Source organism: Kineococcus anabasis (assembly GCF_054590795.1).
This window is the reverse complement of record NZ_BAAIHU010000002.1, coordinates 383494-397632: the sequence shown is the minus strand read 5'-3', so window position 1 is coordinate 397632 and position 14139 is coordinate 383494. Positions and strand designations below refer to the sequence as shown.

The 14139-nt window shown below is 77.7% G+C and carries 14 protein-coding genes; 6 read left to right on the top strand and 8 right to left on the bottom strand.

The window, feature by feature from the left end:
• Nucleotides 1-29 precede the first annotated feature (29 nt).
• The gene (locus ACYQBY_RS05295) at nt 30-392 is read right to left on the bottom strand and encodes an MGMT family protein (RefSeq protein WP_459642781.1); all 363 of its coding nucleotides are present in this window, start codon (nt 390-392) and stop codon (nt 30-32) included.
• Between the two features lie 86 nt (nt 393-478).
• Here ACYQBY_RS05295 and ACYQBY_RS05290 point away from each other — a divergent pair, with 86 nt between their 5' ends.
• Nucleotides 479-1000, top strand: a complete 522-nt coding sequence (locus ACYQBY_RS05290) for a pyridoxamine 5'-phosphate oxidase family protein (RefSeq protein ID WP_459642780.1) — start codon at nt 479-481, stop codon at nt 998-1000.
• Nucleotides 1001-1017: 17 nt separating this feature from the next.
• Nucleotides 1018-1791: a uridine kinase family protein gene (locus ACYQBY_RS05285; protein ID WP_459642779.1), complete on the top strand. Its 774-nt coding sequence runs from the start codon at nt 1018-1020 to the stop codon at nt 1789-1791.
• On the opposite strand, the gene ACYQBY_RS05280 is transcribed toward ACYQBY_RS05285, so the two are convergent.
• Entirely contained in the window at nt 1788-2396 is a 609-nt protein-coding gene (locus ACYQBY_RS05280; protein WP_459642778.1) for a DUF3152 domain-containing protein, read from the bottom strand. The genes ACYQBY_RS05285 and ACYQBY_RS05280 overlap by 4 nt on opposite strands.
• A gap of 560 nt (nt 2397-2956) precedes the next feature.
• On the opposite strand from ACYQBY_RS05280, the gene ACYQBY_RS05275 reads away from it, so the two are divergent.
• Complete coding sequence (locus ACYQBY_RS05275) at nt 2957-3181, top strand: DUF3107 domain-containing protein (protein WP_459642777.1); 225 nt, start codon at nt 2957-2959, stop codon at nt 3179-3181.
• A gap of 166 nt (nt 3182-3347) precedes the next feature.
• Nucleotides 3348-3620 carry a GlsB/YeaQ/YmgE family stress response membrane protein gene (locus ACYQBY_RS05270; RefSeq protein WP_459642776.1) on the top strand — a complete coding sequence of 91 codons (273 nt, stop codon included), beginning with the start codon at nt 3348-3350 and terminating at the stop codon, nt 3618-3620.
• Nucleotides 3621-3658: 38 nt separating this feature from the next.
• On the opposite strand, the gene ACYQBY_RS05265 is transcribed toward ACYQBY_RS05270, so the two are convergent.
• Nucleotides 3659-4366, bottom strand: coding sequence for a ferritin-like fold-containing protein (locus ACYQBY_RS05265; protein ID WP_459642775.1), 708 nt, complete (start codon nt 4364-4366; stop codon nt 3659-3661).
• Between the two features lie 274 nt (nt 4367-4640).
• Between ACYQBY_RS05265 and ACYQBY_RS05260 the strand changes: the two genes are divergently transcribed.
• Entirely contained in the window at nt 4641-6497 is a 1857-nt protein-coding gene (locus tag ACYQBY_RS05260) for a DEAD/DEAH box helicase (protein ID WP_459642774.1), read from the top strand.
• Between the two features lie 151 nt (nt 6498-6648).
• Nucleotides 6649-7605, top strand: coding sequence for an oxygenase MpaB family protein (locus ACYQBY_RS05255; RefSeq protein ID WP_459642773.1), 957 nt, complete (start codon nt 6649-6651; stop codon nt 7603-7605).
• 66 nt (nt 7606-7671) lie between these two features.
• Here the strand turns inward: ACYQBY_RS05255 and ACYQBY_RS05250 are convergent, their stop codons facing one another.
• The 5 genes from ACYQBY_RS05250 to ACYQBY_RS05230 are packed head-to-tail and all read right to left on the bottom strand — an operon-like array spanning nt 7672 to nt 14139.
• A complete protein-coding gene (locus ACYQBY_RS05250) occupies nt 7672-8277 on the bottom strand; it encodes a MarC family protein (RefSeq protein WP_459642772.1) in 606 nt (201 codons plus the stop codon).
• Complete coding sequence (locus ACYQBY_RS05245) at nt 8274-9113, bottom strand: PHP domain-containing protein (protein ID WP_459642771.1); 840 nt, start codon at nt 9111-9113, stop codon at nt 8274-8276. Before ACYQBY_RS05245 ends, ACYQBY_RS05250 begins: the two co-directional genes overlap by 4 nt.
• A gap of 55 nt (nt 9114-9168) precedes the next feature.
• Nucleotides 9169-12195: a LysM peptidoglycan-binding domain-containing protein gene (locus tag ACYQBY_RS05240; protein WP_459642770.1), complete on the bottom strand. Its 3027-nt coding sequence runs from the start codon at nt 12193-12195 to the stop codon at nt 9169-9171.
• 52 nt (nt 12196-12247) lie between these two features.
• A complete protein-coding gene (locus tag ACYQBY_RS05235) occupies nt 12248-13429 on the bottom strand; it encodes a hypothetical protein (protein ID WP_459642769.1) in 1182 nt (393 codons plus the stop codon).
• Nucleotides 13429-14139: a hypothetical protein gene (locus tag ACYQBY_RS05230; protein ID WP_459642768.1), complete on the bottom strand. Its 711-nt coding sequence runs from the start codon at nt 14137-14139 to the stop codon at nt 13429-13431. The genes ACYQBY_RS05235 and ACYQBY_RS05230 overlap by 1 nt, the downstream gene beginning before the upstream one ends.

The window sequence follows — 14139 nt, the reverse complement described above, 5'->3', positions numbered from 1 at the left end:
GGAACGCGCGGTGCGGCGCGCCCGGGCGCTCACCGGGGCACCCCGTCCCAGCGGGCGGCGGCCAGGTCGACGCGCACGTCGGCCGGGTCGGGAGCGGTGCGGCGCAGGGGTGTGGCCTCGGCGCGCCAGCGGGTGACCGCGGCCCCCGCGAGCTGCGGGGCGGCGCTGCCGTCGGCGCGCAGCACCCGCCACCACGGCGCGGAGCCGCCGTAGCGGCGCAGCACCATCCCCACGAACCGCGGGCCGATCCGGCGGTGCCCGTCCCCGGCGAGCTCGCCCACGTCCCCGTAGGTGAGGACGCACCCCGGCGGGATCGCGGCGACGACGTCGAGGACGTCCTCCACCGGCCCGGGCAGCGCACCGCCGCCGCTGGGCGCCGGCGGGGCTGTCACCCCTCCAGGGTGCCAGCCCGCGCCCGTGGGGGCCGTCGGAGCCTGCGCACCCGCGGGCTGTCGGAGCCGCGCGCCACGATGACGTCATGAGCAGCGCAACCCGCGGCACGGCCGTTCCGGGCGGGCCCCCTCCCGCGTCCTGGGCGCAGGTCGAGGCCGCCGCCCCCGACCTCGCCGCGGCGGTGGAGGCCCGCCTCCGTGCGCACAAGCACCACGTGCTCGCGACGCTGCGCCGGGACGGCTCCCCGCGCGTCAGCGGCACGGAGGTCTCGCGGTGGCGCGGTGACCTGGCGCTGGGGTCGATGCCGGGTTCGGCGAAGGCGCGCGACCTGCTGCGCGACCCGCGCTTCGCGCTGCACGCCCACACCGGGGACGGGTCCATGTCCGGCGGCGACGCGAAGCTGTCGGGGGTGGCGGTGGAGGTGACCGACCCGGCGGAGCTGGCGGAGTTCGCCGCCACGCTGGAGGAGCCGGTGCCGGGGCCGTTCCACCTGTTCCGCCTGCACCCGACGGACGTGGTGCACACCTCGATCGCGCCGGACGGCAGCGGGCTGCTGGTGCGGTGGTGGACGCCGCGGGCGGGGCTGCGGGAGGTCGTGCGGACCTGACCCGGCAGGCTCCTGCCGTGCGGAACGCGGGGGACGACGTGGCGGGGGACGACGTGGCGGGGGACGGGCGCGGGGCCGCACCGATGCGGCTGCCGGACGGGGAGCCGGAAGCGGGGCCCTGGCAGGTGCACGCGCTGACCGACCTGGCGGCGTGGCTGCTCGCGGTGGTGGGCGAGCCCGCGGGCCGCCCCGCGGTCGTGGCCGTCGACGGGCGCTCCGCGAACGGCAAGTCCACCTTCGCCGCGCGGCTGGCCGCCGCCGTCCCGGGGAGCACCGTGGTGCACACGGACGACATCGCCTGGTACGTCTCGTTCTTCGGCTGGGAGGACCTGCTCGTCGACGGCGTCCTGGTCCCCGTCCACCGCGGCGAGGCCGTCGCGTTCCGCCCGCCGGCGTGGGACGAGCGCGCCCGCCCCGGCGCGATCGAGGTCCCGGCGGGCGCGCGGCTGCTCCTGGTGGAGGGCGTGGGCTCCGGGCGGCGGGCGTTCTCGCCGTGGCTGGACGCCGTGGTGTGGGTGCAGTCGGACCGGCCGGAGGCCGAGCGCCGGGGCATCGAGCGCGACGGCGGCGACGTGGGGTTCTGGGAGGAGTGGGAGGCCGAGGAACGCCCGTTCCTGGCCGCGGACCGGCCCTGGGAGCGCGCGGTCCTCACCGTCTGCGGAACTCCCGTGCTGCCGCACGACCCCGGGCACGAGGTGGTGGTGGCCCCGGGGAGCGCACCAGGGCTGGGGTGGCCCGGCCGCGCCTCGGGCGAGGGTTCCGGGGAGGGTCCCGGCGGGGAACCGCGCTAGGGGTTCGGCCAGGGGTTGGGCCGGCAGCCGTCCAGGCCCTTGGTCTGCTGCATCATCGTCGGCGCGAGCTCGCCGGGCCCCGGGCACGAGACGTGCCCGTGCCCCAGGGCGTGCCCGACCTCGTGGCTGACGAGGTACTGCCGGTAGCCGGTGCGGTCCTCGCCGTAGCCGTCCATGCCGAGGGTCCAGCGGTGGTTCGTGAGGATCACCCGGTCGCCGTTGCGGCAGGAGAGCTTCCCGAACGTCCGCAGCGGGCGGCACATGCGCGCGGAGGTGTCGGGGCTGGCGAGCACGAGGCGGATGTCGGCCGGGCCGTCGGTGCGGGCGAAGGTGACGCCGTCCCCGACGCCCCAGCCGCGGGGGTCGTTGAGGGTGGCCAGGACGAACCCGGCGAAGGCCTGGTGGTCGACGTCGAGGCCGCGCTCGACCTCGACGCGCACGGTGCGGGTGCGTCCCGGACCGGGGGCGGGGGAACCGCCGGGCACGACGTCCGTCTCCCCGGACGCGCTCTGGGCGACGGTGAGGGTGCGCACCCCGGCCGCCCGGTCGGCGTCGGTGACCCCCGCCGCGCCCTCAGGCGCCGCGGGCGTCGGCGCTGCGTCCACCGGAGCCGCGTCCACCGGCGCCGCGGGACGAGCCTCCGGCCCGGACGTGCCGGAGGGCGCGGGCACCGGCGCCGTGCCCGTCGGGGCCGGGGGCGTCGGAGCCGGGGGCGTCGGGGCCGGGGGCGTCGGGGTGGGCGTGGTGGGAGCGGGTGCCGGCGTGGTGGGAGCGGGTGCCGGGGTGGTGGAGGTGGCCGGACCCCGCTCACCGAACACGACCTCCTCCCCCGCGGACGTGCACCCACCGGCCGCTGCGACGGCGAGCGCCAGCACCGCCGCGGCTGCGGCCCGGTGGGTCCGCGCGGGGCCGGGGCCCGGGGTGGAGGCGCGCACGGATTCCCTCATGCGGCGAAGCATCGCAGCACCGCCCGTGTCCCCGCCCGTGTCCCCGCCCGTGTCCCCGCCCGTGTCCCCGCCCGTGTCCGCCCACCGGAGCGGCGTCCCGCGCTCCGCTGCGGGCGAACCCCCCGCCCCCGGGGAGGCGGGGAGCACTAACCTCGATCACAGCCCTGTGCGGGTGCCGTGCGGCGCCGGCACTGCCCGACTCCTCGAGAGGACCCGTGGTGGAAGTTCGCATCGGAGTGCAGGACGTGGCGCGAGAGCTGGTGATCGAGTCGTCCCAGACGGCCGACGAGGTCGCCCAGGCCGTGACGGCCGCCCTGGCGGACGGCGGGACGCTGCGCCTGAAGGACGTGAAGGGCCGCGAGGTCATCGTTCCCGGCCGCACGATCGGTTACATCGACATCGGGGCCTCGGAGGTGCGCCAGGTGGGCTTCACGCTCGCCTGAGGCTGTCGCACACCGGTTTCCCGAGACGGATTCGTTACCACTCGCAGGGGCCCCGCCACAAGACTTCTCGTGTGGCGGGGCTGTTGTTTGCATGCCACGCTCTCGGGGAATTCGGATCACGCCGGCGCTTCACCCCGAAGCCCGGCCCGACAGCTCGGAGGCACACGTGACCATCGGCGGAATCATCTCTGCGATCATCGTCGGCGCCATCCTCGGCGTCATCGGCCGCGCCATCGCCCCCGGTCGCCAGAACATGGGCTGGGTCCTGACCATCGTGGTCGGCATCGTGGCGGCCTTCATCGGCGGCTTCATCGCCCACGCCCTCGGCTTCCGCGGCGGCATCGTCCCGATCCTGCTGCAGGTCGTCCTCGCGACGGTCGGCGTCGCGATCGTCGGCGGCACCGCCGGCCGTCGCAACCGCGCCCTGACCCACCACTGACGCGGTCCGGCGCCCCGCGGACGCGGGGCGCCGGTCCCTCAGGACTCCAGCCCGAGGGACCCCATCCGGTGGGTGTGGGCCTCGGTGATGCGGGTGAGCATGCGGCTCACCTCCAGCAGATCGGCCCCCGGTGAGCGGCCGTCCCCCACCAGCAACGAGGACAGCGCGTCGCGGTCCGCCGCGACGCGCTGCGCCTGGCTCAGGGCCTCCCCCATGAGCCGGCGCCCCCAGAGCGCGAGCCGCCCCGTCAGGCGCGGCTCGCGCTCGATCGCGTTCCGGACCGCCGCGACGACGAACGCGGTCCGCTCCGTGCCCGTGGCGACCCGTCGCACCAGCTCACGGCTGGCCGGGTCCACGTAGGCGCTGATCTCGGAGAAGAAGTCCCCCGCGATGCCCTCACCCACGTACGCCTTCACGAGGCTCTCGGCCCAGTCCGAGGGCGTGGTGCGGGCGTGGAAGTCGTCGACGGCGGCGGTGAACGGCTCCATCGCCTCCTCCGCGCCGAAACCGAGCTCCTCCAGGCGTGCGAGGAGGAGCTCGGCGTTGGCCAGCTCGGAGGCCGCCAGGCGCGAGAGCCCCAGCCCCTCCCGCAGCGTCGGCGCGCGACGGGCGTCCGCCGCGAGCTGCGAGAAGGCGACGAGCTGGCCGTAGGCCATCGCCCCGAAGAGGTCCCGGACAGCCTCCCGGGCCGTGCCCGCCGTCCCACCCTCGTCCTGCTGAGCCGTTCGGGTGAAGTCACCTGTCACCCCGAGAGGCTAGTGGGCGGGCTTCCCGGGTCCGCCGGGGCGATGCCGCAGGGGCCTTCGCCGGTCCGCTCCGGAGCGGCCCGGGGGCACGCCGGACCCGGGCGGGCGCCGCCCGCCGCTACCCACGGCTACCATGAAAGGTGTTCATGGTTGCCCGGTCGCCAGTCACGATCGGCTGCCGACCGCCGCGACGCGGCCCGCGCCCAGCGCCGGAGGACCCCAGTCGGGTCCCGCGCGCGAGGCCAGGCGGGCGCCGCTCCACGTACGGAGACGCATGACCGACACCAGCACCACCGACCTCGACAGCACCCTCCCCGCCTCCGACGAGGCCGGCGCCCTCACGGTGCACCGCCCGCAGAAGGAGACGTTCGCCGACCACGGCGTGCTCCCGGAGATCGCCGAGGCGCTCGCCGGGGCGGGCATCGTCAAGCCGTTCCCGATCCAGGCCATGACGCTGCCCGTGGCGCTGTCCGGGCACGACATCATCGGCCAGGCCAAGACCGGCACCGGCAAGACCCTCGGCTTCGGGGTGCCGCTGCTGCAGCGCACCGCCGTGCCCGGTGAGGCCGCCTACGAGGCGCTGCCCGCCCCCGGCAAGCCCCAGGCCCTCGTGATCGTCCCCACCCGCGAGCTCGCCGTCCAGGTCGCCCACGACCTCACCACCGCCAGCCGCATCCGCAAGACCCGCATCCTCACCGTCTACGGCGGGCGTGCCTACGAGCCGCAGATCGAGGCGCTGCGCAAGGGTGTCGACGCCGTGGTCGGCACCCCGGGCCGCCTGCTCGACCTGGCGCAGCAGAAGCACCTGGACCTGTCCCGCGTGCGGTGCGTCGTCCTCGACGAGGCCGACGAGATGCTGGACCTGGGGTTCCTGCCCGACGTGGAGAAACTGCTCGCGCAGACGTCCCCGGCCCGGCAGACGATGCTGTTCTCCGCGACGATGCCGGGCGCCGTGGTGTCCCTGGCCCGCGCGTACATGACCCACCCGACGCACATCCGCGCGGTGGACCCCACGGACGACGGTGCGACGGTCGCGGCCATCACCCAGTTCGTGTTCCGCGCCCACGCGATGGACAAGATCGAGGTGCTGGCCCGGTTGCTGCAGGCGGAGGGCCGCGGGCTGACCATCGTGTTCAGCCGGACCAAGCGCACCGCGGCGAACGTGGCGGAACAGCTGCAGGAGAGGGGTTTCGCCGCCGCATCCCTGCACGGCGACCTCGGCCAGGGCGCCCGGGAGCAGGCGCTGCGCGCGTTCCGCAACGGCAAGGTGGACGTCCTCGTGGCGACCGACGTGGCGGCGCGCGGCATCGACGTGGAGGACGTCACCCACGTCGTGAACTACCAGTGCCCCGAGGACGAGAAGACGTACCTGCACCGCACCGGGCGCACCGGCCGGGCCGGGAACACCGGTGTCGCCGTGACGTTCGTGGACTGGGACGACATGCACCGCTGGGCCCAGATCGACCGGGCCCTGGACCTCGGGTTCGGGGAGCCGGTGGAGACCTACTCCACGTCCCCGCACCTGTTCGAGGACCTGGGCATCCCGGCGGGGACGACGGGCCGCCTGCCGCGCACCCAGCGCACCCGGGCCGGGCTGGGGGCCGAGGAGGTCGAGGACCTCGGCGAGGTGGGCCGGGGTGCGCGCCCGAAGGGCCGCGGCGCCGGTCAGGGCCGCGGGAGCGACCAGGGCCGCGGAGGCGGTCAGAGCCGTGGCGCGGGAGAGACCCGCAGCAGCGGTGAGGGCCGCAGCGCCGGTGAGGGCCGCCGTGGCGCTCCCGCGGAGGAGGTGCCCACCACCGGCCCCGCGCAGGAGGAGGGCGCTCCCGCCCGCCAGCGCAACCGCACGCGCCGCCGCACGCGCAACGGGCAGCCGGTGGAGGACGGCCCGGACGCCTCCGCACCGCAGGCCTCCGCACCGGACGCCTCCGCACCGCAGGCCCCCGCACCGCAGGCCTCCGCACCGCAGGCCCCGGACCGCGAGCCCGCCGGGGACGCGGCGGAGGGCGCGGGTCCCGCCGAGGGCGGCCAGCCGCGTCGCCGGCGGTCCCGGACGCGTCGCGGCGCCGACGCCTCCGACGGCGCCGGCAGCACCGACGCCCCCGCCGGCGCTCCCGCGGCGGATCAGGGCTGATCACCCGTGACCCCCGTCGCGCGGCGGACCGGCTCCCTCCTCCCACCCCGCGGGAGCAGGGTGCCGCCCGCCGCGACGGGGGCCGCGCAGGCACCTGCGACTCGCCCGTCCGGGCGCTCGAGCTGCGATCTCCCGGGCAGGAGGTAATCCTGTGGACGTGCCCCGCAACCCGGAGCGACCTCTTCGGAGCGTCGCGTCGCTGCCCCCGGAGCCGGTGTTCACCGGTCCCGCCGGCGCGGCCGCACCTCCGGAGCAGCGCACCCGGCGCGACGGCACCGACGGTCACCACCGCAACCGCGCGGAGGAGGCCGACCCCGGCTTCTTCGGCCCCGGCAGCGTCAGCTGGCGCCTGCACGCCGATCCCCTGACGGGCCTGGCCGGTCTGGTCGCGGTCCTGCTGCAGGACCTGCACCCCGTCGCGGCCGCGGCCGCCGCCGAGGAGGGGGTCGGGACGTGGCACCGCCTGGAGCGGGACGCGCGGGTGCTCGGCACCACCACGTACGGCAGCCGCATGGCGGCCCTGACGTGCGCCGCGCGGCTGCGCGCCGAGGCGGGCATGGTCGCCGGGTACGACCCGGGGAGCGATCGCGTCTTCCGCGGCGACGACCCGGACCTGCTGGCGTGGCGGCACTGCGCGGCGGTGACGTCACGGCTGCTGGTGGCCCGCGCCGCCGGGGTGGAGCTGAGCGAGGCGGACACCGACACGTACGTCGGCGAGCAGCTCACCGCCGCCCTGCTGCTGGGCCTGGAGCCGGACGAGGTCCCGGCCACGGCCGCGGAGCTGCACGGCTGCCTGGACGCGGGCCGCGCCCTGCTGCAGGGCCCTCCCGGGGGGCGCGAGCACGTCCTGGCGCTGGCCGGGGACCCCGGCACGGGCCGCCGCGGTCCCGCGCTGCCCCCGTGGGCGCCGGTGGCGGGACTCGCGGTGGCGGTGCTGCCCGGCTGGGCGCGGGAGCTGTACGGGGTGCCCGAGCCGGGCGGGGTGGCGGGGCTGCGCGGCGCCACCCTGGCGGTCGGGCTGCGGACCCTGCGCACCGCGCTGAGCGAGGCCCGTGACGGCCAGCCCCTGCGGCACCTCAGGCTCGTCACCGACACCCCCGACGACTGAGCCCGGCCCCTCCGGCGACCCGGGACCCCACGCCCCGAGCGGGCCCGCACCACCGGTCCGGCCGGGTCAGGCCCCGCCGGTCACGAACACCCGCACGGCGTCCGCCACGAGCTGCACCGCGATCGCGGACAGCAGCAGACCCGCGATGCGGGTGACGAGGATGACCCCGCCCTCGCCGAGCACCCGGTGGACCACGTCCGCGAAGCGCATGCTCAGGAACAGGGCCAGGTGCACCAGCACGATGCCGGCCGCCACGGCCAGCAGGTCCCCCGCGCCGCGGGCGCCCTGGACGAACACCATGGTGGCGACGATCGCGCCCGGCCCGGCCAGCAGCGGTGTGCCCAGCGGCACCAGCGCGACGTTGACGCCCACCGTGGACGTCGGCTCGTCCGTCTTGCCCGTCAGCAGCTCCAGCGCCACCAGGAGCAGCAGCAGCCCGCCCGCCGTCTGCAGCGCCGGCAGCGAGACGTGCAGGTAGTCCAGGATGCGCTGGCCGAACACGGCGAAGGCGACGATCACGCCGAACGCCACGAGCACCGCCTGCCGGGCGGCCCGCGCGCGCTCGTGCGCCGCCAGCCGCGACGTGAGCCCCAGGAAGATCGGCACGGTCCCCAGCGGGTCCATGATGACGAACAGGGTGACGAACGTCTCCCCGAGGAGCTGCCAGTTCACGGGCGCGGCACCGGTACCGCCGCCGCGAGCAGCCGCTCCAGCACCTCGGGGTCGGTGGTGTTCTCCCCCAGCCGGTTCGGCTTGCCCGTGCCGTGGTAGTCGCTGGAGCCCGTGGTGAACAGCCCCAGGCGCCGCGCGACGTCCCGCAGGGTCCGGCGCTCGGAGTCGGCGTGGTCGCGGTGTTCCACCTCCAGGCCCGCGAGCCCCGCCTCCGCCATCGCCTCGATGACGGCGACGCTGACGCAGGATCCGCGCGCGGAGGCCATGGGGTGCGCGAACACCGGCACCCCACCGGCGGCGCGCACCAGGGCGACGGCCTCGACGGGGTCGGGCGCGGTGTGCGGGACGAAGAACCTGCCCCGCGCGCTCAGCCACGTCTCGAACGCCGTCTGCCGGTCCGGCACGATCCCGGCGGCCACGAGGGCGTCGGCGATGTGGGGGCGCCCGATCGTCGCGCCCTCGCTGGTCTGCGCCAGGACGTCCTCCCAGGTGATGCCGGTCTCCGGCCCGAGCCGCTCCGTCATCAGCCGGGCGCGGTGCACCCGGGAGGTGCGCCCGTCCAGCATCGACTCCGCGAGGGCGGGCGCGGCGGGGTCGTGCAGGTAGGACAGCAGGTGCACCGACACGCCGTCGGCCCGGCAGCTGATCTCCGTGCCGGGCACCACCCGCACGCCCAGCCGTTCCCCGGCGGCGGTCGCCTCCGCCCAGCCGGAGGTGGTGTCGTGGTCGGTCAGGGCGACGACGTCGAGCCCCTCGGCGGCTGCGGAGGCCACGACGTCCGCCGGTGGCTGCGTCCCGTCCGAGGCGCTGGAGTGGGCGTGCAGGTCGATACGCACTCTCGTCAGCTTAGGTGCCCCGGGCGGGTGCCCCGGCACGACGGCCCCGGGGCCCTCACGCCGCGGCCCCGCGGTCCCGCCGCGGCAGGAGCTCGGCGACGAGGCTCTCGGTCTCCGGCTCCAGCTCCTGACCGGCGAGGGCGGTGTGCAGGTGGGCGACGCAGGCCGCCACCGCGTCCTGGTCGGCGGGCGCACCGCCCTGCCCCGCGCGCAGGGTGCCGAGCAGCGCGCGCCACAGCAGCTGGGACTGCGGGGCCAGCCGCAGCCCGTGGTCGAGGATCCGCACCGTCGTCTCGGGCAGGCCGGCGGCCGTGGCGAGCTCCACCGAGCGCAGCGCCACCGCCGTGCCCGCGGCGCGCGCGGCGCGGGCGAACCCGGCGGCGGCCGGCCAGCCGTAGCGGGGCGTGCCGTCACCGTCCAGGGCGGGACCGCGGACGAGGTCCAGCGCCGTCAGCAGCTTCGTGAGCTCCTCCAGGGGGCGGGTCGCCGTGGCCGCGGCCTCCACGGCCCTGCAGAAGCGCGCCCAGTCCGTGGCGACGTCGTGCAGGCGGACGGTGCCGTCGCCGGTGAGGTGCAGGCGGGGAGCGCCGTCCGGCGTGGTGCCGAGCCAGCGGCCGGCCTCCCCGACCGCGTCGCGCAGCTCGCCCCCGCCGGCGCCGCGGGGCCACAGCGCGGCCTGCAGGACGGTCTCCGGCGCGCCGCCGGGGTGCAGGGCCACCGCGGTCACCAGCTCGGTGAGCAGGTCCCGGCGGGCGGGCTCCACCGGGCCGGGCGCGTCCAGCACCACCGGGCCGAGCAGCGACAGGGTGCAGCCGGCCGTCGCACCGGCGGGGACGGAACCGGGCGCGAGCTCGGACCCGCCGGGCAGGAGGGCGCCGGCGCGGGCGTCGCGCTCCCCCTCCCGGCAGGAGGCGCCGGCGCGGCGGAACGCACCGCCGAGCGCCGCCAGGGACGCCGCGTCGAGCCGGGAGGCCCGCACGCTGCCACCGAGCAGACCGAGGTCGACACGCCCGTCCTCGCCGGCGGTGAGACGCCAGGCCGCCTCGGAGCTGTCCCCCACGCAGAGCAGGACGAACCCCGGCTCCCGCGCCGCGAGCTGCCGCGCACGCGCCACCTGCGCGGCGGTCGCCGGCCCGGAGAGCACCGCGACGTGCGGGAGGGCTCCCGCCGGCTCCACGGCGAGCAGCTCGTCGAGGGACGCGACGGGCCGGACGTCGCCGCCGCCGGCCGCGCAGGCGGCGGCCAGGTCGGCTGCGAAGCCGACGAGGGAGATCCGCACACCCCGCGACCACGGGTTGGTGGCGAGCTGCACCGCGAGCGAGGCGACGACCTCGCGGGCGCGGTCGAGGTCCCCGCCGACGGCGACGGCCCCGGCCGCGGCGGTCAGGTCCAGCAGGACGGACGCGCCGCCCGCGGTGGCTCCGGCCTCCACGAGCGCCGGGTACGGGGCGGCGGCCCCCGGTGCGGCCCCCGGTGCGGCCCCCGGTGCGGCCCCCGGTGCGGCCCCCGGTGCGGCCCCCGGTGCGGCCCCCGGTGCGGCCCCCGGTGCGGCCCCCGGTGCGGATCCCGGCAGGTCCTCGCGGCGCACGGTCCACACCCGCCCGCCGGGCACGCGCTCGTCCACGCGCCAGGGCGAGGGCGGCGGGCAGGCGGCACCGAGGTGGTGCAGGTGCAGCTCGGAGTCGCCCAGCCGCACGGCGACGGCCGGGGGCAGGGGCGCCCGGTCGGCCTCGCAGGCCTCGGCGAGCGAGCGCAGGGCCTCCTGGAGGAAGCGCGTGCGGTCCGGGTCGGCGCCCGCGCGCAGCCGCTCCTCCGCGGCGCCGGGCGTCCCGTAGGCGCCGCGGCGGCGCGCGAGGGCGAGGAACAGGCCGGAGGCGAGCACCCCGCCACCGATGAGGCCGCCCCCGGTCGCGGACAGGTCCACGGTGGCGGTGGGGAGGTCGGCGGCGGGGGACGAGACCGGGGAGGTCGGCGCCCACCCGGGGCCGGTGTCCGGCGCGTCGCGCGTGGTGTCGGCGGCGACCACCCCGGACGTGCCGGGCTGCGGAGTGGGCGGCTCGGCCCCGGGCCGGGGGGATGCCGCCTGCACGACCGCGGGCTGCGGTGCCGCAGGCTGCGGGGTCTGCGCCTGCGGAATGTCCGCCCGGGGGGTTTCCGCCTGCGCGGTCTCCGCCTGGGGGGTTTCCGCCTGGGGGGCCTCCACGTGCGGGATCGCCGCCTGCGGAACTGTCACCTGCGGAACCTCGGCCGGATCGGCACCGAGGACGCCGACCTGCTCGACGACGCCCTCACCGGCGGCGTCCGCGGGCAGCAGCAGGGTCCACCCGGCGCGGATCAGGTCGGCGTCGGCCATCCGCCGGCCGTCGGCCTGCACGCGGTCCCGGTTCAGCTCGTAGATCTCCCTGTACCGCAGCGGGTCCCCGAGGGTGCGCTCGGCGATGTCCCACAGGCAGTCGTGCTGCCGGCCGTTCGCCGGTCGCACCTCGTACCACCTGGTGGCCTGCGCGGACGCGGCCGGGACCTGCGCGACGGGTGCGGCCGCGGAAGCCGGCTGCTCCACCGCGACGGCGGCCGGTGCCGGCAGGGCGGTGGTGCCCGCGGCGACGGAGGCGGCGGCGACGGTGCGGTCGGGGGGCAGCGGGTGGGCGCCCGCCGAGGGCACGACGACGACCGTGGTGCTCAGCAGCAGCACCCCGGCGACGAGGCGCTGCGCGAGGGCCTGGCTGCCCCCGCCCCAGCCGGTGCGGGCCGGGCCGCCGTGGCGCCAGGCGCGGAACTCCGCCCCGACGCACGCGGCGAAGTGCAGCCACGCCAGCCACAGCGCCACCGCGAGCACGTCGACCACGGCACCGGTGGACAGCTCCGCGCCGAGCCACTCCCGGCCGGGTGCCGTGGTGGGGAGGGGGTTGCCGACGAGGAGCGCGAGGGCCGCGGGAACCCCGGCGAGCAGGGCCAGCAGGACGACGGCCGAGGCGAGGCCGTGCAGCACCTCCCGGCGCCGCTGACCGGGCACCGGTGCCGGCGCGGGCAGGCGGGAGGGCGCCGGGGCGCTGCGGGTGGCGCTGCGGGTGGCGCTGGTCATGCTGCCGCCTCCAGGTCGGGGAACTGCGGGTGTCGGGGGGTGTGCGCGGTGCTCACGGCACGACCAGGGTCTGCACCTCGGTGACCGCCACACCGGTGGGCTGGGACCGCGTGATGGTCGTGAAGAGCTGCCACGGCCCGGCGCCGATCCGGTACTCGATGCGCCACGTCACGGTGGCGTCGGCCGCGAAGTCGCGGCCGGGTTCGCCGACGGAGGAGCGCCGGTACCGGAACCAGCACACCTCCCGGCCCGTGGTGCCGGGTTCCTCCCCCGCGCGGGGTGCGCGGCCGCGACCCGTGCAGGAGACCGCCGCCCGCCCCGGCTCGCCCGGGTCGACGTCGAGCCTCTCCTCGACGGCCCGCATGGTGAGGGTCCCGCGCCGGACCTCCTCGGGGGCGTCGTCGCCGACCGAGAAGGCGACGTCCTGCCGGACGCGGGGGAGCTGCGTGGGGCTGATGTCCAGGGTCGGCTCCTCGAGGATCCGGCCCTCCTCGTCCACCAGGTCGAGGAAGTCCTGCTGGCCGGGTTCGAGGTCCCACCAGAAGACGGTGTGCCCGGCGTCCCAGACGACCGTCTCGCTGGAGTCCACGTACTGGACGTCGCCGTCCTGGTGGCCGTCCGCGGTGAACCCGGTGACGCACACCCTCCAGTACACCTCCGGCGGTTCCGGGGACATCGTCGGCGTGGGGACCGGGAGGGGAGCGGGAACCGGGACCGCGGGCGCGGCGGGCGGGAGCGCAGGGGTCGGCGCGGCCGTGGGGAGTGCGGTCGCCACCGCGGCCGGGGCCACCGCCCCGGGCACACCGGCGCCCGGCACGGCCGGTCCGGAACCGTTCCCCGGCGGGGGGACCGGGACCGTCGGCACCGGCGGGACGGGCGGCAGCACGGGCACCAGCCTCGGCGGCTCGTCGGAGGGCAGCGGCCGGAAACCCTCGGGGGTGGGGTCCCCGCCGCGCAACCGCCAGGGCAGCAGCCAGCACGGCGGGACCCGGGAACCGCGCAGGAGTTCCGCGGGGTCGCTCACGGAGCGCGTCGTCGTCCGGCACCGCGCCCCGAACCTGCCGGTGGTTCCGCTGGCGTACATGCTGCAGCTGCCGGCGCCCCGGTACTGGGCGCCGGAGGTCCCCGGGCGCCCGGCGCCGGCCTCGCGGGCGGCGGCGGGTGGGCAGGACAGGGCGGTCGCGGCGAGCAGCACCACGGCCAGCAGGGAGCGCGCGGAACGCGGGCGGGCCATCAGAACCTCTCCTCCACGACGGCGGAGGCGTCGCAGGTGCCGCCGTCGTCGACGACGTCCGCCACGAGCCACGTCCCGCCGACCCTGCGGACCTCGGCGTGCCCGGTGGTGTGCCGGGGGGCGTTGACGGGCGAGCCCGTCGCGCGGTCCACCTGCCAGCCGCGCGAGCGCAGGCAGAACCGCACCACCGCCGAGTCCGCGGTGGGCCGGGCGGACTCCAGGACGCCCACCGGGTAGGGGCCGGGCATGAGGTCGCCGAAGTTCTCCCGCAGCAGCGGCAGCGCCCAGTCCAGCGCCTCCGGGGTGAGGGTGGCGCGGAAGGCGGGGGCGGCCTCGTCGCGGGCGTTGACGGCGCGGGCCTGCTCGCGCAGGTAGGCGCGCAGCGCCGCGACGGCCGGGTCGCCCCCGTCGGGCAGCGCACCGGCCGCGGGTTCCGCCGCGGTCCCGGGGGTCTCCGCACCGCCGGCCGGAGCCGGTGCGGGGGTGGCGGGCCCGGTGGCGGGCCCGGCGGCGGGCACGGTGGCGGGCCCGGCGGCGGGCACGGGCGCACGTGGCGGCGCCACGTCCGAACCCTCTGCGCCGCAACCGGCCGACAGCAGCCCGAGCAGGGCGACGGCCGCCGCCCGCCGCCGCAGGGCCGTTCCGGAGTTCTGCGTTGTTCCGGAGTTCTGCGTCGTTCCGGAGTTCTGCGTCGTCCCGGAGTTCTGCAC